This window comes from Enterobacter sp. MGH85 (assembly GCF_001037655.1).
Classification (GTDB): Bacteria; Pseudomonadota; Gammaproteobacteria; order Enterobacterales; family Enterobacteriaceae; genus Enterobacter; species Enterobacter intestinihominis.
Genome location: NZ_KQ089925.1, coordinates 360223 through 382089 on the forward strand (window position 1 = coordinate 360223; position 21867 = coordinate 382089).

Annotated in this window: 20 protein-coding genes; 6 read left to right on the forward strand and 14 right to left on the reverse strand. The window is 58.2% G+C overall.

Features of this window, described 5'->3' with window-relative positions:
* The first annotated feature begins 29 nt into the window (after positions 1-29).
* From treB to nrdG, 4 genes are all read left to right on the forward strand, one after another.
* Positions 30-1448 (forward strand): PTS trehalose transporter subunit IIBC, encoded by a 1419-nt coding sequence (treB, locus tag SK51_RS01635; RefSeq protein ID WP_022646875.1) that lies wholly within the window; start codon positions 30-32, stop codon positions 1446-1448.
* Positions 1449-1499: 51 nt separating this feature from the next.
* Positions 1500-3143 (forward strand): alpha,alpha-phosphotrehalase, encoded by a 1644-nt coding sequence (gene treC, locus SK51_RS01640; protein ID WP_023305324.1) that lies wholly within the window; start codon positions 1500-1502, stop codon positions 3141-3143.
* A 373-nt stretch (positions 3144-3516) separates the two neighbouring features.
* The gene (gene nrdD / locus SK51_RS01645; protein ID WP_023305323.1) at positions 3517-5655 is read left to right on the forward strand and encodes an anaerobic ribonucleoside-triphosphate reductase; all 2139 of its coding nucleotides are present in this window, start codon (positions 3517-3519) and stop codon (positions 5653-5655) included.
* 105 nt (positions 5656-5760) lie between these two features.
* Positions 5761-6225, forward strand: a complete 465-nt coding sequence (gene nrdG / locus SK51_RS01650) for an anaerobic ribonucleoside-triphosphate reductase-activating protein (protein ID WP_022646867.1) — start codon at positions 5761-5763, stop codon at positions 6223-6225.
* Between the two features lie 32 nt (positions 6226-6257).
* On the opposite strand, the gene SK51_RS01655 is transcribed toward nrdG, so the two are convergent.
* From SK51_RS01655 to pmbA, 12 genes are all read right to left on the reverse strand, one after another.
* The gene (locus SK51_RS01655) at positions 6258-8168 is read right to left on the reverse strand and encodes a BglG family transcription antiterminator (RefSeq protein WP_023305322.1); all 1911 of its coding nucleotides are present in this window, start codon (positions 8166-8168) and stop codon (positions 6258-6260) included.
* A 19-nt stretch (positions 8169-8187) separates the two neighbouring features.
* Positions 8188-9324 carry a lactonase family protein gene (locus tag SK51_RS01660; protein WP_023305321.1) on the reverse strand — a complete coding sequence of 379 codons (1137 nt, stop codon included), beginning with the start codon at positions 9322-9324 and terminating at the stop codon, positions 8188-8190.
* Between the two features lie 118 nt (positions 9325-9442).
* The gene (dagF, locus tag SK51_RS01665) at positions 9443-10183 is read right to left on the reverse strand and encodes a 2-dehydro-3-deoxy-phosphogluconate aldolase (protein ID WP_023305320.1); all 741 of its coding nucleotides are present in this window, start codon (positions 10181-10183) and stop codon (positions 9443-9445) included.
* Positions 10180-11298 carry a DgaE family pyridoxal phosphate-dependent ammonia lyase gene (locus SK51_RS01670; protein WP_023305319.1) on the reverse strand — a complete coding sequence of 373 codons (1119 nt, stop codon included), beginning with the start codon at positions 11296-11298 and terminating at the stop codon, positions 10180-10182. Before SK51_RS01670 ends, dagF begins: the two co-directional genes overlap by 4 nt.
* The gene (locus SK51_RS01675) at positions 11282-12415 is read right to left on the reverse strand and encodes an amidohydrolase/deacetylase family metallohydrolase (RefSeq protein ID WP_023305318.1); all 1134 of its coding nucleotides are present in this window, start codon (positions 12413-12415) and stop codon (positions 11282-11284) included. Before SK51_RS01675 ends, SK51_RS01670 begins: the two co-directional genes overlap by 17 nt.
* A 42-nt stretch (positions 12416-12457) precedes the next feature.
* Complete coding sequence (locus SK51_RS01680; RefSeq protein ID WP_003856081.1) at positions 12458-13099, reverse strand: DUF4310 family protein; 642 nt, start codon at positions 13097-13099, stop codon at positions 12458-12460.
* Between the two features lie 13 nt (positions 13100-13112).
* The gene (locus SK51_RS01685) at positions 13113-13889 is read right to left on the reverse strand and encodes a DUF4311 domain-containing protein (RefSeq protein ID WP_006810337.1); all 777 of its coding nucleotides are present in this window, start codon (positions 13887-13889) and stop codon (positions 13113-13115) included.
* Positions 13890-13911: 22 nt separating this feature from the next.
* The gene (locus tag SK51_RS01690) at positions 13912-14211 is read right to left on the reverse strand and encodes a DUF4312 family protein (RefSeq protein ID WP_006810338.1); all 300 of its coding nucleotides are present in this window, start codon (positions 14209-14211) and stop codon (positions 13912-13914) included.
* 2 nt (positions 14212-14213) lie between these two features.
* The gene (locus tag SK51_RS01695) at positions 14214-14576 is read right to left on the reverse strand and encodes an SFCGS family glycine-rich protein (protein ID WP_006810339.1); all 363 of its coding nucleotides are present in this window, start codon (positions 14574-14576) and stop codon (positions 14214-14216) included.
* Positions 14577-14586: 10 nt separating this feature from the next.
* A complete protein-coding gene (locus SK51_RS01700) occupies positions 14587-14925 on the reverse strand; it encodes a PRD domain-containing protein (RefSeq protein WP_026080657.1) in 339 nt (112 codons plus the stop codon).
* Between the two features lie 310 nt (positions 14926-15235).
* Complete coding sequence (locus SK51_RS01705) at positions 15236-15532, reverse strand: cytochrome b562 (RefSeq protein ID WP_048206573.1); 297 nt, start codon at positions 15530-15532, stop codon at positions 15236-15238.
* Between the two features lie 42 nt (positions 15533-15574).
* Positions 15575-16927, reverse strand: a complete 1353-nt coding sequence (gene pmbA / locus SK51_RS01710) for a metalloprotease PmbA (RefSeq protein ID WP_023299182.1) — start codon at positions 16925-16927, stop codon at positions 15575-15577.
* Between the two features lie 95 nt (positions 16928-17022).
* Between pmbA and yjgA the strand changes: the two genes are divergently transcribed.
* The gene (gene yjgA, locus SK51_RS01715; protein ID WP_003856072.1) at positions 17023-17574 is read left to right on the forward strand and encodes a ribosome biogenesis factor YjgA; all 552 of its coding nucleotides are present in this window, start codon (positions 17023-17025) and stop codon (positions 17572-17574) included.
* A 105-nt stretch (positions 17575-17679) separates the two neighbouring features.
* Here yjgA and mpl read toward each other — a convergent pair whose 3' ends face one another.
* Positions 17680-19053 carry a UDP-N-acetylmuramate:L-alanyl-gamma-D-glutamyl-meso-diaminopimelate ligase gene (gene mpl / locus SK51_RS01720; RefSeq protein WP_022646859.1) on the reverse strand — a complete coding sequence of 458 codons (1374 nt, stop codon included), beginning with the start codon at positions 19051-19053 and terminating at the stop codon, positions 17680-17682.
* Positions 19054-19232: 179 nt separating this feature from the next.
* Here mpl and fbp point away from each other — a divergent pair, with 179 nt between their 5' ends.
* Positions 19233-20231 carry a class 1 fructose-bisphosphatase gene (gene fbp, locus SK51_RS01725; protein WP_022646858.1) on the forward strand — a complete coding sequence of 333 codons (999 nt, stop codon included), beginning with the start codon at positions 19233-19235 and terminating at the stop codon, positions 20229-20231.
* A gap of 39 nt (positions 20232-20270) precedes the next feature.
* Here the strand turns inward: fbp and SK51_RS01730 are convergent, their stop codons facing one another.
* Positions 20271-21839 carry a methyl-accepting chemotaxis protein gene (locus SK51_RS01730; RefSeq protein WP_048206574.1) on the reverse strand — a complete coding sequence of 523 codons (1569 nt, stop codon included), beginning with the start codon at positions 21837-21839 and terminating at the stop codon, positions 20271-20273.
* Between the last annotated feature and the right edge of the window lie 28 nt (positions 21840-21867).

The following is a 21867-nucleotide window of genomic DNA, read 5'->3' on the forward strand; positions in this document are numbered from 1 at the left end:
CCTTTCACCATCTGTCATGAGGTTTCATGATGAGTAAAGTCAAACAAGCCGATATCGATCAGCTGATCGTCCTGGTCGGCGGACGCGAGAACATCGCCACCGTCAGCCATTGCATTACCCGCCTGCGCTTCGTGCTGAACGATCCGGCCAAAGCCAATCCGAAAGCCATTGAAGAGTTGAAAATGGTTAAAGGCTGCTTCACCAACGCCGGGCAGTTCCAGGTGGTGATTGGTACCGAAGTGGGCGATTACTATCAGGCTCTGCTGGCGACTACCGGGCACTCTTCCGCCGATAAAGAGCAGGCGAAGAAGGCAGCGCGCCAGAATATGAAATGGCATGAGCAGCTGATTTCCCATTTTGCGGAGATCTTCTTCCCACTGCTGCCGGCGCTGATCAGCGGGGGCTTAATTCTGGGCTTCCGTAACGTCATCGGCGATGTGCCAATGAGCGACGGCAAAACCCTGGCGCAGATGTACCCGGCGCTGCAAAGCATCTATGACTTCCTGTGGCTGATTGGCGAAGCCATCTTCTTCTATCTGCCGGTCGGGATCTGCTGGTCAGCGGTGCGCAAGATGGGCGGAACGCCCATTCTCGGAATCGTACTCGGCGTGACGCTGGTCTCTCCGCAGTTAATGAACGCTTACTTACTTGGTCAGCAAACGCCAGAGGTGTGGAACTTCGGCCTGTTTACCATCGCCAAAGTGGGCTACCAGGCGCAGGTTATCCCGGCATTGCTGGCGGGTCTGGCGCTGGGCTTTATTGAGACACGTCTGAAGCGCATCGTGCCGGACTATCTCTATCTGGTGGTGGTCCCGGTCTGCTCGCTGATCCTGGCGGTGTTCCTGGCGCATGCCTTTATCGGTCCGTTTGGCCGCATGATTGGCGACGGCGTGGCCTTCGCGGTCCGTCACCTGATGACCGGCAGCTTCGCACCGATTGGCGCCGCACTGTTCGGCTTCCTGTACGCTCCGCTGGTGATCACCGGCGTGCACCAGACCACGCTGGCGATCGATATGCAGATGATCCAGAGCCTCGGCGGCACGCCGGTCTGGCCGATTATCGCCCTGTCTAACATTGCGCAGGCCTCGGCGGTAACCGGCATTATCATCGTCAGCCGTAAGCACAACGAGCGTGAGATCTCCGTTCCGGCTGCTATCTCCGCCTACCTCGGCGTCACTGAACCGGCGATGTACGGTATCAACCTGAAATATCGCTTCCCGATGCTCTGCGCGATGATCGGCTCCGGTCTGGCGGGCTTGCTGTGCGGCCTGAACGGCGTAATGGCAAACGGGATTGGCGTCGGCGGCCTGCCGGGTATCCTCTCCATTCAGCCTTCATTCTGGCAGGTGTTTGCGCTGGCGATGGCGGTGGCGATTATCATCCCAATGGCGCTGACTACCGTGGTTTACCAGCGTAAGTTCCGTCAGGGCACGTTGCAGATTGTTTAATTCCCTTTTTCGGGGCGCAGTTGCGCCCCTTCGCATTTGCAGGAACGTACTATGAATACCCTTCCTCACTGGTGGCAGAACGGCGTTATCTATCAGATTTACCCAAAGAGTTTTCAGGATACCACCGGCAGCGGCACCGGCGATCTGCGCGGCGTAACGCAGCGCCTTGACTACCTGAAAACCCTTGGCATTGACGCCATCTGGCTGACGCCGTTTTATATCTCGCCGCAGGTGGATAACGGTTACGACGTGGCGAACTACACTGCCATTGACCCGACCTACGGCACGCTGGACGACTTTGACGAACTGGTTGCCCGGACGCATGAACGCGGTATCCGCATCGTGCTGGATATGGTCTTTAACCACACGTCCACGCAGCACGCCTGGTTCCGCGAGTCGCTGGATAAAGCGAGTCCGTACCGCCAGTTCTATATCTGGCGGGACGGTACGCCGGATACGCTTCCCAACAACTGGCGCTCCAAATTTGGCGGCAACGCCTGGCGCTGGCACGCCGAAAGCGAACAGTATTATCTGCACCTGTTCGCACCGGAGCAGGCGGATCTCAACTGGGAAAACCCGGCGGTGCGCGCCGAGCTGAAAAAAGTGTGCGAGTTCTGGGCCGATCGCGGCGTGGACGGCTTGCGTCTGGACGTGATTAATCTGATTTCAAAAGATCAGGATTTCCCGGACGATACCCTCGGCGACGGTCGCCGCTTCTACACTGACGGGCCGCGCATCCACGAATATCTTCAGGAGATGAGCCGGGACGTCTTTACCCCGCGTAACCTGATGACGGTGGGCGAGATGTCCTCCACCTCGCTGGAGAACTGCCAGCAGTATGCGTCTCTTGATGGCCGCGAGCTGTCGATGACCTTTAACTTCCACCACCTCAAGGTGGACTACCCCGGCGGCGAAAAATGGACGAAGGCAAAGCCGGACTTCGTGGCGCTGAAAACCCTTTTCCGCCACTGGCAGCAGGGGATGCACAACAAAGCCTGGAACGCGCTGTTCTGGTGTAACCATGACCAGCCGCGCATCGTGTCGCGCTTTGGTGACGAAGGGGAACACCGCGTGGCGGCGGCGAAAATGCTCGGCATGGTGCTGCACGGGATGCAGGGCACGCCGTATATCTACCAGGGTGAAGAGCTGGGTATGACCAACCCGCATTTCAGCCGTATCACCGACTACCGCGACGTGGAAAGTCTGAACATGTTCGCCGAACAGCGGGCTAACGGACGCGATACCGATGAACTACTGGCGATTCTGGCGAGTAAGTCACGCGATAATGGCCGCACGCCGATGCAGTGGGACGCCTCGCACAATGCGGGCTTTACCGAGGCCGAGCCGTGGATTGGTGTCTGCGACAACTACGAAACCGTGAACGCCCGCGCGGCGCTGGACGACCCCGATTCGGTGTTCTACACCTATCAGTCGCTGATTCGCCTGCGCAAAACCCTGCCGGTGCTGACGTGGGGGGATTATGAGGATCTCCTGCCTGACCACCCTTCCCTGTGGTGCTATCGCCGTCAGTGGCAGGCACAAACGCTGATGGTGGTGGCGAACCTGAGCCATTTGCCTCAGGAATGGCAAGCGGACGCTCTCAGCGGCGAGTCGCAGGTGGTGATAAGCAACTACCCCGCCCCTCAAACCTCAATGCTTCGTCCGTTTGAAGCCGTGTGGTGGTTAAAGCAGTAATTCCTCCGCCGGGCACGATGCCGTGTCCGGCTTACTTTGCTGTTTTTGTTGAATAATTAATCAGATTTTTCCTTCGCGTCTTTACAATTGCCCCAGCGCCCGCCGTTTGTACTCTCGTCTTTTTACTTTGTCCTGCATCAAAAAAATCGCAAACATGTTTGATGCAAATCACTATATGTAGCACTTAAAATGCACGCCGACCCAACATCTTGTATTTATCGTCTACTATTCCAACAACAAGACGGCGCTTACGCTGGCCGGAATTGTGGATAACACGGGCTGGGCACGCGGGAAGTCTTTGCCGCGGCGAGGAATACGCCCGGTGAATACTTCTCCACCTCTGTGGATAACCTGTTTTTAAAATGGAGTGATCATGACACCGCATGTGATGAAACGTGATGGCTGTAAAGTGCCGTTTAAATCAGAGCGCATCAAAGAAGCCATTCTGCGTGCAGCTAAAGCAGCGGGAGTCGATGACGCAGATTACTGCGCCACCGTCGCAGAAGTCGTTAGCAGCCAGATGCATGAACGCAGCCAGGTGGATATCAACGAGATCCAGACCGCGGTTGAAAACCAGCTGATGTCTGGTCCGTACAAGCAGCTGGCGCGCGCCTACATTGAGTATCGTCACGACCGTGACGTCCAGCGTGAGAAACGGGGTCGCCTTAACCAGGAGATCCGCGGCCTGGTAGAGCAAACCAACTCGTCGCTGCTCAATGAAAATGCCAATAAAGACAGCAAAGTGATCCCGACCCAGCGCGACCTGCTGGCCGGTATCGTCGCCAAGCACTATGCCCGTCAGCATCTGCTGCCGCGCGATGTAGTCTCGGCGCACGAGCGCGGTGAGATCCACTATCACGATCTCGACTACTCGCCGTTCTTCCCGATGTTTAACTGCATGCTGATCGACCTGAAAGGCATGCTGACCCACGGTTTTAAAATGGGTAACGCCGAGATTGAGCCGCCGAAATCCATCTCCACCGCGACGGCGGTCACGGCGCAGATCATCGCCCAGGTGGCGAGCCACATCTATGGCGGCACCACCATTAACCGCATTGATGAAGTGCTGGCCCCGTTCGTGACCGAGAGCTTCAACAAACACCGTAAAACGGCGGAAGAGTGGCAGATCCCGGATGCTGACGGTTACGCCCGTTCCCGCACCGAGAAAGAGTGCTACGACGCCTTCCAGTCGCTGGAATATGAGGTAAACACGCTGCACACCGCCAACGGCCAGACGCCGTTTGTGACCTTCGGGTTTGGCCTCGGCACCAGCTGGGAATCACGCCTGATCCAGCAGTCTATTCTGCGCAACCGTATCTCCGGCCTCGGTAAAAACCGTAAAACGGCGGTGTTCCCGAAACTGGTGTTCGCCATCCGCGACGGCCTGAACCACAAGTTTGGCGATCCGAACTACGACATCAAACAGCTGGCGCTGGAGTGTGCGAGCAAGCGTATGTACCCGGATATCCTCAACTACGACCAGGTGGTAAAAGTCACGGGTTCGTTTAAAACGCCAATGGGCTGCCGCAGCTTCCTCGGCGTGTACGAAGATGAGAACGGCGAGCAGATCCACGACGGGCGCAACAACCTGGGCGTCATCAGCCTGAACCTGCCGCGCATCGCGCTGGAAGCCAAAGGGAATGAAGCGGCCTTCTGGACACTGCTGGATGAACGTTTACAGCTGGCACGTAAGGCGCTGATGACCCGCATCGCCCGTCTTGAAGGGGTGAAAGCCCGCGTCGCGCCAATTCTCTATATGGAAGGGGCCTGCGGCGTGCGCCTGAAAGCGGACGATGATGTGTCGGAGATCTTCAAAAACGGTCGCGCGTCGATCTCTCTCGGCTATATCGGCATTCACGAAACCATTAACGCGCTGTTTGGCGACAAGCACATCTATGACAACGACGCCCTGCGTGAGAAAGGTATCGCGATTGTGCAGCGCCTGCGCGATGCGGTAGACCAGTGGAAAGAGGAAACCGGCTACGGTTTCAGCCTGTACAGCACGCCGAGCGAAAACCTCTGCGATCGCTTCTGCCGTCTGGATACCGCCGAGTTCGGCATCGTGGAAGGGGTGACCGACAAAGGTTACTACACCAACAGCTTCCACCTCGATGTGGAGAAGAAGGTGAACCCGTACGACAAGATCGACTTCGAAGCGGCCTATCCGCCCATCGCGAACGGCGGTTTTATCTGCTACGGCGAGTACCCGAACATTCAGCATAACCTGAAGGCGCTGGAAGACGTGTGGGATTACAGCTACCAGCACGTTCCGTACTACGGAACCAACACGCCAATCGACGAGTGCTACGAGTGCGGCTTTACCGGTGAGTTCGAGTGCACCAGCAAAGGCTTCACCTGCCCTAAATGCGGTAACCACGATGCAGCCCGCGTCTCCGTGACCCGCCGCGTGTGCGGCTACCTCGGCAGCCCGGACGCCCGTCCGTTTAACGCCGGTAAGCAGGAAGAGGTGAAGCGCAGGGTGAAACATCTGGGGAATGGGCAGATCGGGTAATCCACTGCCACGTTAATGCCCGGTGGCGCTGCGCTTACCGGGCCTACGGACCGCTCTCTTTTGTAGGCCGGGTAAGCGCAGCGCCACCCGGCGTGGTTATTCGCGATGAACTATCACCAGTACTACCCCGTCGACATCGTCAACGGCCCCGGCACCCGCTGCACCCTCTTTGTATCAGGCTGCGTTCACGAGTGCCCCGGCTGCTATAACAAAAGCACCTGGCGCCTGAACTCGGGTATGCCGTTTACCGCTGAGATGGAAGACCGCATCATCAACGACCTGAACGACACGCGCATTAAACGTCAGGGGATCTCGCTCTCCGGCGGCGACCCGCTCCATCCGCAAAACGTGCCGGCGATCCTGAAGCTGGTAAAACGCATCCGCCGCGAGTGCGCGGGAAAAGACATCTGGGTCTGGACGGGTTATAAGCTGGATGAACTGAATGCGCAGCAGAAGGAAGTGGTGGATCTGATTAACGTCCTGGTCGACGGCAAGTTCGTGCAGGATCTAAAAGATCCTATGCTTATCTGGCGCGGCAGCAGCAACCAGGTTGTGCATCATCTGCGTTGAATGAAGGCGGATATCCTCTTTCCGCCTGAACGTCAAAACCGACTCACACTCTCCATTGCCTCAGCCTTAAACGCCGCAAAATCCTCGCACTGGCACAGGCGCGCCATCGCGCGTTCACGCAGGAAAGTGACAAAAATATCGTAAATCGCCATTGCCTCTTCGTACTCGCTTTTGCTGATGGCGAGCAGAAAAATGACATGGGCGGTTTCATCTCCCCACTGAATGCCCTGCGGCGCCAGCACGGTGTAGACCACCGTTTTTTGCGCCAGCAGGCCGAGGGAGTGCGGCAGCGCGATGCCGTCGCCGAGCATAGTGCTGACGATAGCTTCACGCTCGATAACCGATTCCAGAAATTCCGCGCCGACAAAGCCTTCGCTTTCAAGCTGCCCACACAGTTCGCGGAACAGCGTTTGCTGGTCGACAGGCTTGTCGAGAATGCGGAAATGGGCCGCGTCGAAGTATTTCTCCAGCATCCACGGGCGGGTACGGTCCACCAGCACCAGCTTGCCGATCTGCTCTAACTGATAATCGGTCGGGAACGGGGCGATTATCACCACCGGTTTGGATTTTTCGCTCACGCGAGCGGTGGAGATCACGAAGTCTTCGCCGATGGCATCGGCAAGTTCGTACTCGCGCAGGGTGAGCGTGCGCGTCACCTCAATCTGCGGGTATTTGCGCTGAAGCACCGCCTCGATCATGCGCACCATCGCGTTACCGGCGTCACATACCAGCAGCACGCGCGGCTGACGCTGGTAGCCGATGTTGTAGTGGCGCTCCAGACCGACACCGATATGCAGCACCAGAAAACCAATTTCGTTTTCGCTGATCACATACGGCGTGTATTTGCCCCAGCTCGACACCGCCGCGAGGGTCATATCCCACGCCATCGGGTAGTGCTGCTTGATGTTATCCAGCAGCGGATTGGGGATCATGATTTGATACCGCACGCGGGTAATCATGGTTTTGATGTGCGTGAGCAGATCTGCATGCAGTTGCTCGTCGCTCAACAGGTTGTAGTTATAGTGGGTGTTGATGTAGCGCAGGATATAGTTGACCAGGGCTTCGTCGTCGTCAGCATTAATGGCGCTGGGGGCGATCTCCTGGATCTGCCGCGCCGCAATGTGCACGCACAGCCAGCTCTCTTCCGATGGTGAAAGCGCCTTGCCCGCCAGCTCCTGGATAGCCACGGCGATATCTTTCGCCGCCTCGCGTACGTTCTCTTCCACGTCTTCAGCGTGGAATTCCGGCAGCGGATACCCCTCGCTGATGCGCCGTACCGACACCGCGCAGTACAGGCGCAGGAACAGCTCGCCTTCATCGGTCAGGCGAATGTGATGGCGCGTCAGCGCGTCGTGCAGGACAGGGACCATCTTTTCCGCCACGCCCGCGTTGAGCGCCACGTCGGTCACCAGCGGGTTAAGGCTATCCTGCTGCGCCAGCTCCCACAGGAGGTCGGTCAGGCAGGCGCGGATCGCCATCTCGCTGCCAAACAGCTTCATGCCGTGGCGCGGGCGGGTTTCCAGCGTCAGGTTGTAACGGTGAAACCACTCGCGCACTTCCACCATGTCGCTCTGCAATGTGGCCCGGCTGACGAACCACTCATCGGCCAGATCCTCCAGCTTGAGGGAAAAGGCTGACGTCAGAAAACGCACCACCAGATAGTGCACACGCTCCGGTCCGGTTCGCGGAATACGCAGCGCGCGCGGGTGGGACGACTGCAATTGTTGATAGCGCACCACATCATTGATTTTGAGCTGATAGCCGTTGCCCCGGCTCAAAATGAACTGCGCGCCGTGGCTGGCCAGCAGCGCGTTCAGGGCGGTGATATCCGCCCGGACGGTTCGCGTGGAAACCGACAGCCGCTGCGCCAGCTCGTCCTGCGGCAGCGTCTCGTTTTGCAACAGATCGAAAAGTTGCGCTAAACGTTGGTTCGGAAATCGCACGTCTTTGTCCTCTTACTGCTCAGGGTGAAATGACCATCTGGGATGGGCTGCCGACCGGGGTATAGTCTGACTCGACGCTCAGCTTGCCGTCCGGCGCCACGCGGAAACGGGTAATGTTGTCGCTGCGCTGGTTCATGACGTACAGCCAGCGCCCCTGCTTATCAAGCGTCAGGGTGCGCGGATAGTCGCCCCGCGTCCAGACATCGTCCTGATGTGTCAGCGTGCCCTCCGCCGTTACGGTAAAGTGCCCGATGCTGTTATGCAAACGGTTAGCGACATACAGCTGTTTCCCGTCGGCGCTTAGCGCCAGCCCGGCAGCAAAACTGGTGCCTTTATAACCGTCCGGCAAGGCTGAAACCGTTTTACCCTCTTGCAGCCTGCCGTTGCTGTCCAGCGCATAATGGGTGAGCGTAGAGGCTTCTTCGTTAATCAGCCACAGGGCATCCCCCTTCGGCGTAAAGACGAAGTGGCGCGGCCCGGCCCCTTTTGAGGAGGCGCTGATAAACGGCGGATCGTTCGGGGTCAGCTTTCCGGTTCGATCGTCAAAACGGTACTGATAGATGCGATCCAGCCCCAGATCGGTGGAAAAAACGTATTTCCCGCTCGGATCGGCGGCGATCATGTGCGCGTGAGGGCCGTTATGATCGCTGATGGCGAAACTGCCCTCGACGGCAGCTTCCGGCTTCGCCGCGCCCGGTTCGCCTTTGTCCTGATGGGTGTCCGTAGCATCGCCCAGGCTGCCGTCTGCGTTAACGGGCAGCACCGCGATCGATCCGCTGACGTAGTTCGCCACCAGCAAATGTTTGCCGTTCGGCGTCAGGGAAAGATACACCGGCCCCGCGCCGCCGGAGGCCACCTGATTCAGCTCGCTCAGCGCGCCGTTATCGCCTATTCGCAACGCCTGCACCACGCCCTGCTCCACCTCGCTTGCCAGGTAGAGCGTTTTGCCGTCGTGCGAGACGGTAAGCTGCGCAGCGTTCGGGAGTTGGCTCACCAGCGTTTTGTTATCTAGCGCGCCGGTTTGCGGGTCGACGGTAAAACGGTACAGCCCTTCGCCGTTGGGATTATAGGTACCCACCCAGGCGTATTGCGTCTGGGCGACAGCGGCGGTGGCGAGCATTGAGAGTGAAGCGACAAGCAGGGTAGGGGTGTGCATGGTGGCTCCTTCGGGTGTGTGCGGTGTGTTTCCCCTCACCCTAACCCTCTCCCCTTTGGGGAGAGGGGACGATTACACCCTCTCCCCTTTGGGGAGAGGGTTAGGGGAAGGGCAGGTTCTACTTCACCAGCTTCTTCGTCATCTCCAGCACCGTACGCACATCTTCCGGACGCGTGTCGCCGCTGGCTTTGTCGATAATCGAGCTGTAGATATGCGGGATGATTTTGCTCACGCCCGCGTCCAGGGCGATCTGCAGGATCTCCTCAAAGTTCTCCAGATCGATTCCCCCGGTCGGTTCCAGCCAGAAGTCGTGACGGGCGCAGGCTTCCGCCACCGCTTTATACTCGTCACGGCACTTGAGGCCGCCCATCGGGAAGTACTTGATTGAGCTTCCGCCAAAATCTTTCAGCAGGGCAATCGCGGTTTCAACCGGCACAACGCCGTCCGGCGCGTTGCTGCTCAGCGGGCCGGTGGAAATTTTAACCATGCCGACGGTGCCGGTCGGGGAGACGAGGCCGTTGACCACCGACTCATTCTGCCCCAGCAGCGCGCGGCTGGCGGCCACGCCGGTAAAGACCTGATTGACGTGCTGCGGCTGTACCTGGCGGGAGATTTCACTCACCATCGCCGACTGGTTCGGATCGCCTGCGCCCAGCCCCACAGAGAGCGCGTTATCAATCAGTGCCGCGTACTCGCGCATATCCGCGACGGCGCTCGCCACGTCGGGGTAATTTTTGGAGAGCACGCCCACCAGCACATGACCTTCCGCCGCCTCGTAAATGGCGCTGGCGTTGGCTTTCGATCCTGCCAGCACGTTCAGGCAGACGCGGTCACGGTAAAAGTTGGGGGTCAGTTTCATGCTTTTTTCTCCTGTCCTAATACTTCGCTAATACGGCGGTACACGATGTTCAGCTGATCAGCATTCACGCTGCGCACATCCGCTTCGATAATCCCTTCGTTGGCCTTGTAGCCACGGAAGTAAACGGCGTATTCGCCCTGCTTGAGCGCGTTCACCAGGTCACCGGTGCCGACGCCGGTGGTCGCTTCGTCAAACTTAATCTCGGTGCGCGCGATATCGCGACCCGCGCTGTCCCAGACCACGCGGGCGGTGACGCCGTTCAGGGTGTTGAGCGCGTCAATAAACGGCGTCATCTTCGCCACCATCTCGGCCCCGCTCTCCCTGGTGGCCGTCAGGTAGTGTTCGATGGCGCAGGTCAGGCCGAGGATCCCCTCTTTGCCCACCTTCATCGCGCGGCCAATGCCCGCCGTCTGGCGCTTCACCCACTCAATGTACTGGGTTTTGCCGATCACCAGGCCGCTGGTTGGGCCTTCAATCGCCTTCGCGCCGCTGTAGATCACCAGGTCCGCGCCGGAGCGGTAATAGGTATGCAGATCTTCTTCCGCCGCGGCATCAACGATCAGCGGCAGGTCGTGTTTACGCGCCACCACCGCCGCCTGCTCGACGCTGAGCATGCTTTTCTGTACGCAGTGGTGCGATTTAATGTAGAGGATAGCCGCTGTACGCGGGGTGATCGCTGCCGCCAGCTGATCGGCAGAGCATTCGTTGGCGTAGCCCGCTTCCACCAGCCTGCCGCCGCCCAGCGCCACCATGGTGCCCACCGGCGCGCCAAAGTTCACGTTGTGGCCTTTCGGCAGGACGATTTCGTTGTTTTCAATCGGTGTGACGTGCAGGTTTTCCAGCAGCCAGTCGCTGTCTTTCACCAGCACCGCCGCCACGGACTGGGCAATGCCCGCCGACGCGCAGGAGACCACCGTCGCCCCTTCCACCTCAAGCAGCTTCGCGATGTATTCCCCGGTTTTGTTGACCAGATCCTTCATCTCGAAGTAGTGATTCATGCCGTCCATCGCCGCCTGCACCACTTCCGGGCGCGGCGTGGAGACACCCAGCGCCGTCATGCGGCCAGAGGTGTTGATAACCTGCTTTAAGTTGTACTTCTCATAAATCGAAGGCATGTTCCGTGCTCCCTTGTTCGGTCATGTAGCCCTTGCCCGCGCGGATCGCGGCAAGCGGCACCAGAATGTGTTCAGCCTGCAGGCTGTCGTTTTCAGCATCCGTCAGCACCGTCGGCTGGCGTTTGAGGGTGAACAGCGTCAGATCAGCGTCGAGACCAGGCTGAATGCGGCCTTTGCGCGTCAGGCGCAGGCCGTCTGCGGCGTTGGCGGTGACGCAGTCAATCACCTGCGGCAATGACATGCCGATGGCGAGGAATTTCGACATCACGCTGGCCAGCGAGCCGACCGGGCCGTTGATGCGGTTGCGGCAGTAGATATCCGAGCTGATGGTGTGCGGCAGAATGCCCATCGCGATGGCGCGTTTCGCCACCTCAAAGCTGAAGCTCGCCGTGCCGTGGCCGACGTCCAGACGCACGCCGCGCTTCAGCGCAGACGTAATGGAGGCGCGCAGCTCGCCGGAGGGCGTCAGAATGCGGTTGGGCTTGCCGTTGTAGCAGTGGGTAATGATGTCGCCGGAGCTTAACAGCTCGGCAATCTCATCAAGGTTCGGCGGGTTGTTGCCGATGTGCACCATCAGCGGCAGGTCGCCATTCTCTTTTTGAATCGCTTTCGCGCGCTCCAGCGGGGTAATGCCGTTTTCACCGACCACGCTGCTGCTCATGCGCGCCTTCAGGCCGACGATAAAATCCGGGTAGCGCGTCACCGCCTGCTTCACCGCATCAGCATCAATATTGGCCATATTGGCCAGCTCGTTCTGGGCAATCAGCCCCACGCGGGAGATGTTCAGCAGGGCAAACACCTCGGTGGATGCGTTGCGGGTGATGGCGTAAAAATCATCCACGTCGTCGGCCCCGGTACTGCCCGCGTCCACCACGGTGGTGACGCCGGTGGCAATGCCCACGCTGTCCGGCTCGTCGTGGTAGATCGGGGAGTTCGGGTAGCAGTGGACGTGGGAGTCAATCCAGCCCGCGCTGACGAACACGTCACCGTTAAGCTCAACCGTTTTACGAGCGGGAGCGTCAATTTGGCCTGTCGCGGCGATCTTCCCGTCCTGAATGGCGATATCGGTCAGGGTATCGTCGGCGAGGCGCGCACGGCGCAGGAGTAGATCAAACATGGGGTTCTCCTGATAAGGCGGGCACCGAAGCGCCCGCAGGTATTAAAGGGCGACCGGGAACAGCCAGCCCAAAATCATTGCGCCGAGGATGGCGCCACCGGTAATCGGCTTCTGCCAGATGTAGAACAGCAGCGCGCCCACCAGGGAACCGACGCCGATTGGAATGGAGGCGGTCATGGCGCTGAGGATAATCAACGGCCCGAGGAAGCGGCCGGAGGCGTTACCCGCGCCCATCATCACGTCTGCACCGTAGGTGGAGTTACTCTGGTTGATGGTGAACTTACGCGCCAGGATGATGACGTAGCCAATCGCCAGACCAATCACCAGGCCGGTAATCAGCGAGGCAATAAAGTTGGTCACCGGGAACATGATCCCCGCGCCCAGCAGCAGCGCCGGTACGCCGAGGCCCACGCCGGTCTGGATCGCCCCGCCGATGTCGAGAATCCCGACCAGCGACCCTTCGATGATACGGGCGAAAAGGAAGCTTGCGCCGAACGCCGCCACCGCGCCGTAAACGCCGGTATCGATTCCCGCTTTCAGCATCGCCACGAAGGCCACTTCGTTAAACGCGCCGATGCCGTAGAGGTAGTACATGTGCGTCCCGGCAAAGACGCCGGAGGAGAGCAGGCCAACGAAGATCGGGAACGACCAGTCGGCATACCAAAAACCTTTATTCTGTTCCATTTAGAGGCTCCTGTTATTTACCGCTGAGCGAGTTGTGGATCATGTCGAGCCAGTTCGGCACGGTCAGATGGAAGGATTCGATCATCTTCATGTCGAAGCCGCGGAAGAAGCCGCTCAGCACGAACAGCAGGACGATCGCCGCCATCATCACTTTGGTGACGTGGTTCCAGCCGCTCTCTTCCACGCCTTTACCGATCAGGATCCCCAGCACCAGACCCGGCACGGCGTTACCCATGATCAGCTGCGCTGCGCCGCCAAAGATGGTGGCCCAGAAGCCCGATTTTTTACCCGCGTCGATGGCTGCCAGCCAGAAGATCACCGGCATCACGGTGTTGACCAGCAGGTTCGCGGCAGGCACCAGCACCTTCACGGCGGTGACCTGAAGCGCAGCCGGAACGGAGGAGGCGGTCAGGTTAAGGAAGGTCACGACAATCATGCCGATAATGCCGCAGGCAATCGCCATTTTGCGCGGGTCATGCAGCGTTTCACCGACGTTACGGTTTTTGATCATCAGTGCAGCAGCACCCCAGTTCGGGATGATGCGGTGGTCAACGTCCTGTGTGAAGGCACCTGCGGCCACGGAAGAGGCCCAGGCGTTAAAGAAGAAACCTAACCCAAAGGAGAAGTGGGACGCCGGATCCCCTTCACAGGAGTTCAGTTCCCCCAATGTACGAAACGCGCCCATACCCTGAGTGGTAGGCGCATGAAACATGCGTGCAGCCCCGGCTCCAACACCGACGCCAACCAGGCCGCCAATGATGAGCGATTTTATTAATATAATTAAGAACATCAGTCTGCCCTTTTATGAATAATCAGCGTTGCGTGACGAAATCCACCTGGTCGAGATTGATGGCGGTCACGTTGACGGTCACATCCAGCTCCACGCTGTAGGTGCGTCTTTCCCGACGCAGAAAGAAGAACAAAAACGCTTCTTTTCGCACCGCTTCTTGCGCCTGAACAACCTGCACATCCTGTGGCTCAATACGCAGTAAGATATGCGGTGAGGCTTTCATCACCGCGGCCTGTACGTGGTTGAGGGCGTCGGCAAAGGCGCGCGCTTTGGCATCGCCCTTCCCCTTCACTCTCACCGTGGTCGTGAACTGTTCTTTCATGCTTACGCGCCGTATTTCTTCTGCCACGCCTGTACCAGACGCTCGCCCAGCTCTTCTTTATCCATAAAGCCAAAGCCCAGCACGTTGCAGCCTTCGTTGATAGCGGTCACCCCCTCATCCACGGAGCGCATGCCGTATTTGGCCTTGTAGCCGTATTTGGTCTGGGCGGTGATGGCACCCGCGCCGCCGCTGCCGCAGAACGAGATCCCGAAGGTGGCGTTTTCTGCTTTCATCACGTCACCGAGCTTCATATCCGCTGCCATGCCCGGTACGACAACCGCGCGTCCGCCGGCTTTTTCCACACCCGCAGCCACTTTCTGACCTTTACCCAGGCGATCGCCAATCACGACTGTAATCTGTTCCATGTGTTGCTCCTTAAAGGTTGTCTTTCGCGACTTCGAAGTGAACGGAGAGCAGCCAGGCTTCTTCATCAGGAAGATTGCCAAACTGCGCTACCACTTCACGGGCAAGTTGCATTGAATCTGGTGAAATTTCGTCGAACAGCTCTGCTTCAACCTCCGGCAGCGGCTCGCCGGTCACAGACCGGTGCGCCATTGCGCGAACGTGGGAGGTCAGCATCTGCTCCTGTACCGCGTTGGGGATGATGTTGTGCCGGGCCAGCAGGGCGTAGACCTGCTGAAGCATGGTGTTCGCGAGCTGTTCTGTTTGCACCGCCTGTTCCCCAACGTCGTTCATTACCGCTCCGTTAATCACTCGTCTTACCCCGTTAATGGCTCTGGAATAAAACTAACGTCGAGGGGGCGTTGTTTGTAGCGAGTTGTTTTCCACTTCGAAGTGGAAAGGCGAGCCGCGGCAGTGATCTGTGCCACATAAATGCGGTGAATCTGGATTAATCGCTGGATTTACGTGATGAATATCACGCTATTACGCGGCACTAAACAGGTAAGCGGAGTGGAAAAGATTACGAGCAGGCTCGTAGAAATGTGACGTGGATAAGGTTTTCTTATGGGGATGGAGAAGAGTGTGAGCGGGGATGCTTAACGCGCCCCGCTCATCCAGACTATCAACGATACTTTTTGTGATACGCGTTGCGGGTCGCCGCAAACTGGTCGGCTGCCGCCTGGGCTTCCTTCACTTTGCCTTCGTTCGCCAGCTTCAGCGGCGTCGCTTTTTGCGCATCCAGCGCCGCTTCACGCATTTTGGTCAGTGCGTCTTTCATCTCCGCCGCATCGTCGGTTTTCTGCACCACCTTCAGGTTTTGACTGAGGATGTCCATGTTGTCTTCAAGATCGGCAGCAAACGCAGATGAGCCAAGAACCAGCGTTGAAGCCGCGACGATCGCTAACAGGTGTTTACGCATTGCTCACTTCCTTTTTTATTATAAATCACGCTTTTACGGGGATTATTGCCCGGCGATTTTCATCTCCGGCAGTAATACAGAACCACACTGAATATTGCTGCGTGTTTCAATATCGTTACCGACCGTAACAATATTGCGCCACATGTCCTTGAGGTTGCCGGCGATGGTGATTTCGCTCACCGGATACTGAATTTCACCGTTTTCCACCCAGAAGCCCGCTGCGCCGCGAGAGTAGTCGCCGGTGATACCGCTCACGCCCTGCCCCATCAGCTCGGTGACCACCAGACCGGTGCCCATCTCTTTCAGCATCTGTTCAAAATTCAGGCCCTGCCCGGCAATGCGCCAATTATGAATGCCGCCCGCGTGCCCGGTGCTTTTCAGCCCCAGCTTACGCGCGGAGTAGTTGGTCAGCAGCCACTGGGTCAGAATGCCGTCTTTAACGATATCCCGGCGCTCCGTGCGCACGCCTTCGCTGTCGAACGGCGTGGAGGCCAGCCCTTTCAGCAGGTGCGGGTGCTCTTCGATGGTCAGCCATTCCGGCAGGATCTGCTTGCCCAGCGAGTCGAGCAGGAAGGTCGATTTACGGTACACCGAACCACCCGCAATCGCCCCCACCAGATGACCAAACAGACCGGTTGCCACTTCGTTGGCAAAAATGACCGGGGCTTTCATGGTGGAGAGTTTACGCGGCGAGAGGCGTGACAGCGTACGTTCGGCGCACTCTTTTCCCACCCACTCCGGAGACTGCAAATCCCCCAGCGCGCGGCCAATGGTATACGCGTAATCACGCTCCATATCGCCGTTCTCTTCGGCGATCACGCAGCTGGAAAGCGAGTGGCGGGTTGAGCAGTACCCCTGCAACATGCCATGGGAGTTACCAAACACTTTGATGCCGTAGTGGCTGTTAAAGCTGCCGCCTTCGGTATTAGTGATGCGTTTGTCAGCCTGCAAAGACGCCTGCTCGGCGCGCGAGGCCAGCTCAATGGCTTCATCCGGGGTCACTTCCGCCGGATGGAACAGATCGAGATCCGGCGCGTCAAACGCCAGCAGCTCTTTATCAGCCACGCCAGCGTAAGGATCCGGGGAGGTGTACCGCGCGATATCCAGCGCCGCCTGCACTGTACGGGCGATGGCATCCGGGCTGAGATCGGTAGACGACGCGCTGCCTTTGCGATTCTGGTGATACACCGTGATCCCCAGCGCGCCATCGCTGTTAAATTCTACATTCTCCACTTCGCCATAGCGGGTGCTCACGCTAATGCCGGTGGTTTTGCTGACCGCCACTTCGGCGCCATCTGATTTACCTGAAGCGAGCATCAGCGCGGTGGAGACGGCTTCTTCCAGGATCTTACGCTGCGCTTCAACTTGTGAGGTTACTTTCATCGCAAATGCCATACTGTAAGAGAGAGTTAAGTGAAGTCTAACAGAGAACCGTTTTTCAGTGCGCGTCTTAACTGGTAACATTAGCCTCTTTTTTTAAGGAGCCTGACATGACTAAGCAGCCCGAAGACTGGCTCGACGACGTTCCCGGTGATGACATCGAAGACGAAGATGATGAGATCATCTGGGTCAGTAAAAGTGAAATTAAACGTGACGCCGAAGAGTTAAAACAGCTTGGCGCAGAAATGGTAGAACTGGGTAAGAACGCGCTGGATAAGATCCCGCTCGACCAGGATCTGCGTGATGCCATTGAACTGGCACAGAAAATCAAGAAAGAAGGGCGTCGCCGCCAGCTTCAGCTTATCGGGAAACTGCTGCGTCAGCGCGATGTTGAGCCGATCCGTCAGGCGCTGGATAAACTTAAGAACCGCCACAACCAGCAGGTTGCGCTGTTCCATAAGCTGGAGCAGATCCGCGACCGTCTGATCGAGCAAGGTGATGACGCGGTACCTGAAGTGCTGAACCTGTGGCCGAATGCCGACCGCCAGCAGCTGCGTTCTTTGATCCGTAACGCGAAGAAAGAGAAAGAAGGGAATAAGCCGCCGAAGTCTGCGCGTCTGATTTTCCAGTATCTGCGCGAGCTGTCTGAGAACGAAGAGTAATCTGTGCGGGTTTGCGCCGGATGGCGGCGTAAACGCCTTATCCGGCCTACAAGGTCATGCGAAAAAATGTAGGCCCGGTAAGCGCTAGCGCCACCGGGCCTTTTTTTACTCTGCGGCCGCGGCTTTCTTCGCCAGACCGTCCAGCAGCTTCTGATGGATCCCACCAAACCCGCCGTTGCTCATCACCAGAATGTGATCGCCAGGCTGTGCGGCTTTCACCACCATATCCGCTAAGACATCCACGTCCGCACTCCAGTGCGCTGGCTGAATGCAGGCGTCGGCCACTTCGGCCACCTGCCACGGAATATGCTGCGGTTGCAGGAGGAAGACCTCGTCGGCACGCCCTAAGGACGGCGCGAGATCGTCTTTGCATATCCCCATTTTCATGGTGTTCGAACGCGGTTCCAGCACGGCCAGAATACGCGCGGTGCCGCCAACTTTGCCACGCAATGCGGCAAGCGTCGCCAGAATGGCGGTTGGGTGGTGCGCGAAATCGTCGTACACCGTCACGCCATTCGCTTCACCACGCAGCTCCAGACGGCGGCGGGCGTTAATGAATGAACCCAGCGCATTGGCGGCATCCGCAGGCAGTACGCCCACGTGACGCGCCGCGGCGATCGCCATCAGGCCGTTGTGCATATTGTGCTCACCCACCAGGCCCCACTTCACTTCGCCCACTTTTTCGCCGTCGAGCAGCACTTCCCATTCGGAAGCATCCGCGTTGAGCTTTTTCGCCTGCCAGTGCCCCTGCTCGCCAACCAGCTCCTGCTCGCTCCAGCACCCCATCGCCATAGTCTGCTTCAGGTTGATGTCGTTCTCCGGCAGGATAATGCGGCCCTGACCCGGAACAATGCGCACCAGATGGTGGAACTGTTTCTGAATCGCTTTCAGGTCGTCAAAGATATCCGCGTGATCGAACTCAAGGTTGTTGAGGATCAGCGTGCGTGGGCAGTAATGCACGAACTTGGAGCGCTTGTCGAAGAACGCGCAGTCGTATTCATCCGCTTCAATCACAAAGAACGGGCTGTCGCCCAGACGCGCGGAGACGTCGAAATTCCCCGGCACGCCGCCGATCACGAACCCCGGCTTGTAGCCGCAGGCTTCGAGGATCCAGGTCGCCATACCGGCGGTGGTGGTTTTGCCGTGCGTCCCGGCAACGGCGACAACCCAGCGGTCGCGCAGGACAAAGTCATGCAGCCACTGCGGGCCAGACATGTACGGGATATTGCGTTCCAGCACCGCTTCAACGCATGGATTCCCACGGGTCATGGCGTTACCAACGATCACCAGATCCGGCTGCGGCTCGAGCTGGCTGGCGTCATATCCCTGAATCAGAGAAATCCCCTGCTTCTCCAGCAGCGTGCTCATTGGCGGATACACATTGGCGTCCGAACCTGTCACTTCATGGCCCAGCGAGCGCGCCAGCATTGCCAGTCCGCCCATGAAAGTGCCACAAATCCCCAATATATGAATGCGCATACGTCACTATCCTTCTTCAATGTGGCGCACATTTTACTCACATGTCAGCGGCTGTGAAACGCATTTCAGGTAAATCCGTATTTTGCTGGCGCGATTCACCTCTGCGCTAATATTTGAATGTTTGTTAAGATTGTTGGACATCAACCGCTTTACTCAACATAAGATGCAGGGAAAGTGTTATGAAAACGTTAGGTGAATTTATTGTCGAAAAGCAGCACGAGTTCTCTCATGCTACGGGTGAGCTCACTGCTTTGCTGTCGGCAATAAAGCTGGGCGCTAAGATCATCCACCGCGATATCAACAAGGCCGGTCTGGTCGATATCCTGGGTGCCAGCGGTGCCGAGAACGTTCAGGGTGAGGTTCAGCAGAAACTCGACCTGTTCGCCAATGAAAAACTGAAAGCAGCACTGCGCGCGCGCGACATCGTTGCGGGTATCGCCTCTGAAGAAGAAGATGAGATCGTCGTATTCGAAGGGTGTGAACACGCAAAATACGTTGTTCTGATGGATCCGCTGGACGGCTCCTCCAACATCGACGTTAACGTTTCTGTCGGTACCATTTTCTCCATCTACCGTCGCGTCACCCCGGTTGGCACACCGGTGACGGAAGAAGACTTCCTGCAGCCGGGCAGCAAGCAGGTTGCTGCCGGTTACGTGGTGTATGGCTCATCCACCATGCTGGTGTACACCACCGGCTGCGGCGTGCACGCCTTTACCTACGATCCGTCGCTGGGCGTTTTCTGTCTGAGCCAGGAGCGCATGCGCTTCCCGGAGAAGGGCAATACCTACTCCATCAACGAAGGCAACTACATCCGATTCCCGAATGGCGTGAAGAAGTACATCAAATTCTGCCAGGAAGAGGATAAAGCCACCCAGCGCCCGTACACCTCGCGCTATATCGGCTCGCTGGTGGCGGATTTCCACCGTAACCTGCTGAAGGGTGGTATTTACCTCTACCCAAGCACCGCCAGCCACCCGGACGGAAAACTGCGTCTGCTGTACGAGTGCAACCCGATGGCATTCCTGGCCGAACAGGCAGGCGGCAAAGCGAGTGACGGTAAAGAGCGTATTCTGGATATCGTGCCGGAAAGCCTGCACCAGCGCCGTTCGTTCTTTGTCGGCAACGACCACATGGTGGAAGACGTTGAACGCATGATCCGCGAATTCCCGGACGCGTAACGCGTAAATAGGGGAGCCCGACAGGCTCCCCTATTTTTATCATGCCGTTTGCGCCGTCAGTTTGAAGGATGCCATCGCCTCCATCAGCTCGCGCGATTGTTCCTCCAGGGAACGCGTTGCCACAGAGGACTGCTGAACCAGCGCCGCATTTTGTTGCGCCGTTTCATCCATCTGATTGACGGCAATGTTAACCTGCTCAATACCGCGGCTCTGCTCCTGAGACGCCGTCGCAATTTCTCGCATCAGTTTGGTCATACGCAGCACTTCGGTAGCGATCTCGTCCATCGTCTCACCGGCCTGTTGCGCCAGCTCGCTGCCCTCGTTCACGTGGGTTTGCGAATCGCTGATCAGCGAGCGGATCTCTTTCGCCGCATCGGCACTGCGGCTGGCGAGATTGCGCACCTCACCCGCCACGACCGCAAAACCCCGTCCCTGCTCGCCCGCGCGCGCCGCTTCCACGGAGGCGTTCAGCGCCAGAATATTGGTCTGGAAGGCAATGCCGTCGATGACGCTCAGGATATCGGCGATGCGCGCCGAGCTGCCGGCGATGTCGCGCATCTTCTCAATGACGTAGCAGACCATTTCGCTGCCATGATCGGCGGTATCGGAGACCGACTGCGCCAGCTGGTGCGCCTGCCCGGCGTTATCGGCGTTAAGTTTCACCGTGGCGGTGATCTCTTCCATGCTGGCGGCCGTCTGTTCCAGCGAGGTGGCGGTGGATTCCGTGCGCTGGGCCAGGTTCAGGTTCCCTGCCGTCAGCTCGCGGCTGCCGGTATCAATCTGCGAGCTGGCGTCACGCACCCGCAGAACGGAATTCATCAGCGACTGGCGCATCTCTTCGATGACCGCGTTGAGGCGATTAAATTCCTGGCTCGCGGGCGCGTTCAGGGTGTGGGTTAAATCCCCGGCCGCTACGTGCTCCAGCTGGACAATTGAGGCTGAAAGCGGCTTGAGCAGCATATGGCGCAGCACCAGCCAGGCCAGCACGATAATGCCTGCCGTCAGCAGCGCCGCGACGATAATCAGGATCAGCACACGGGTTTTACTCGCCTGCACGGCGCTCACCTCCGCTTTGCCGCGCGCCTCGCTCCACGTCTGGAACGCCTGCATATCGTTATCAAACTGCTTCGCCACCGGGACCAGCTTGCTTTCCAGCAGATCGTAATAGCCGTCCGCGCTTTGCTCGTTCAGGGCTTTCAGCATCGGGCTGATACCCTGCTGGTTGTACACCGCCAGGCTCGAGGCGACGTTATCCAGCAGCTTTTGCCCCTGCTCATCCGCCACGCCGCCGCCGATCACGCCCTTCAGCGTTTTCTGTGCCAGCGCCACTTCCTGGTTAATGGTTTTGACCGCCCTGGCCGCATCGTCCAGCAGGCCGACCTCCATCATGCGGACGGCCTGTCCCGCTTCGTTACGCGCGCGCAGGATCAGCGTATAGCCGGCATTTAGCTGCACCATCTGTTCACCCTGAAGATGATTGATGCGCTGGAGAGAAGCAGAACTTTGCGTAAGGGCATAAATGCCAATGCCGCTGACAATCAGCAGCAGAAGGGTCATAGCGGCCAGTAAAGAGAGCAAGCCGGTACGAATCGATAGCGTTTTAAGCATGATGTTATTTCCGGTAGCGAGATATTTC

Excerpts from the sequence above, each read along its gene's own strand:
- treB (WP_022646875.1), top strand. The coding sequence starts at position 30 with ATGAGTAAAGTCAAACAAGCCGATATCGATCAGCTGATCGTCCTGGTC.
- treC (WP_023305324.1), top strand. The coding sequence starts at position 1,500 with ATGAATACCCTTCCTCACTGGTGGCAGAACGGCGTTATCTATCAGATT.
- nrdD (WP_023305323.1), top strand. The coding sequence starts at position 3,517 with ATGACACCGCATGTGATGAAACGTGATGGCTGTAAAGTGCCGTTTAAA.
- nrdG (WP_022646867.1), top strand. The coding sequence starts at position 5,761 with ATGAACTATCACCAGTACTACCCCGTCGACATCGTCAACGGCCCCGGC.
- SK51_RS01660 (WP_023305321.1), bottom strand. The coding sequence starts at position 9,324 with ATGCACACCCCTACCCTGCTTGTCGCTTCACTCTCAATGCTCGCCACC.
- dagF (WP_023305320.1), bottom strand. The coding sequence starts at position 10,183 with ATGAAACTGACCCCCAACTTTTACCGTGACCGCGTCTGCCTGAACGTG.
- SK51_RS01670 (WP_023305319.1), bottom strand. The coding sequence starts at position 11,298 with ATGCCTTCGATTTATGAGAAGTACAACTTAAAGCAGGTTATCAACACC.
- SK51_RS01675 (WP_023305318.1), bottom strand. The coding sequence starts at position 12,415 with ATGTTTGATCTACTCCTGCGCCGTGCGCGCCTCGCCGACGATACCCTG.
- SK51_RS01680 (WP_003856081.1), bottom strand. The coding sequence starts at position 13,099 with ATGGAACAGAATAAAGGTTTTTGGTATGCCGACTGGTCGTTCCCGATC.
- SK51_RS01685 (WP_006810337.1), bottom strand. The coding sequence starts at position 13,889 with ATGTTCTTAATTATATTAATAAAATCGCTCATCATTGGCGGCCTGGTT.
- SK51_RS01690 (WP_006810338.1), bottom strand. The coding sequence starts at position 14,211 with ATGAAAGAACAGTTCACGACCACGGTGAGAGTGAAGGGGAAGGGCGAT.
- SK51_RS01695 (WP_006810339.1), bottom strand. The coding sequence starts at position 14,576 with ATGGAACAGATTACAGTCGTGATTGGCGATCGCCTGGGTAAAGGTCAG.
- SK51_RS01705 (WP_048206573.1), bottom strand. The coding sequence starts at position 15,532 with ATGCGTAAACACCTGTTAGCGATCGTCGCGGCTTCAACGCTGGTTCTT.
- pmbA (WP_023299182.1), bottom strand. The coding sequence starts at position 16,927 with ATGGCATTTGCGATGAAAGTAACCTCACAAGTTGAAGCGCAGCGTAAG.
- yjgA (WP_003856072.1), top strand. The coding sequence starts at position 17,023 with ATGACTAAGCAGCCCGAAGACTGGCTCGACGACGTTCCCGGTGATGAC.
- mpl (WP_022646859.1), bottom strand. The coding sequence starts at position 19,053 with ATGCGCATTCATATATTGGGGATTTGTGGCACTTTCATGGGCGGACTG.
- fbp (WP_022646858.1), top strand. The coding sequence starts at position 19,233 with ATGAAAACGTTAGGTGAATTTATTGTCGAAAAGCAGCACGAGTTCTCT.
- SK51_RS01730 (WP_048206574.1), bottom strand. The coding sequence starts at position 21,839 with ATGCTTAAAACGCTATCGATTCGTACCGGCTTGCTCTCTTTACTGGCC.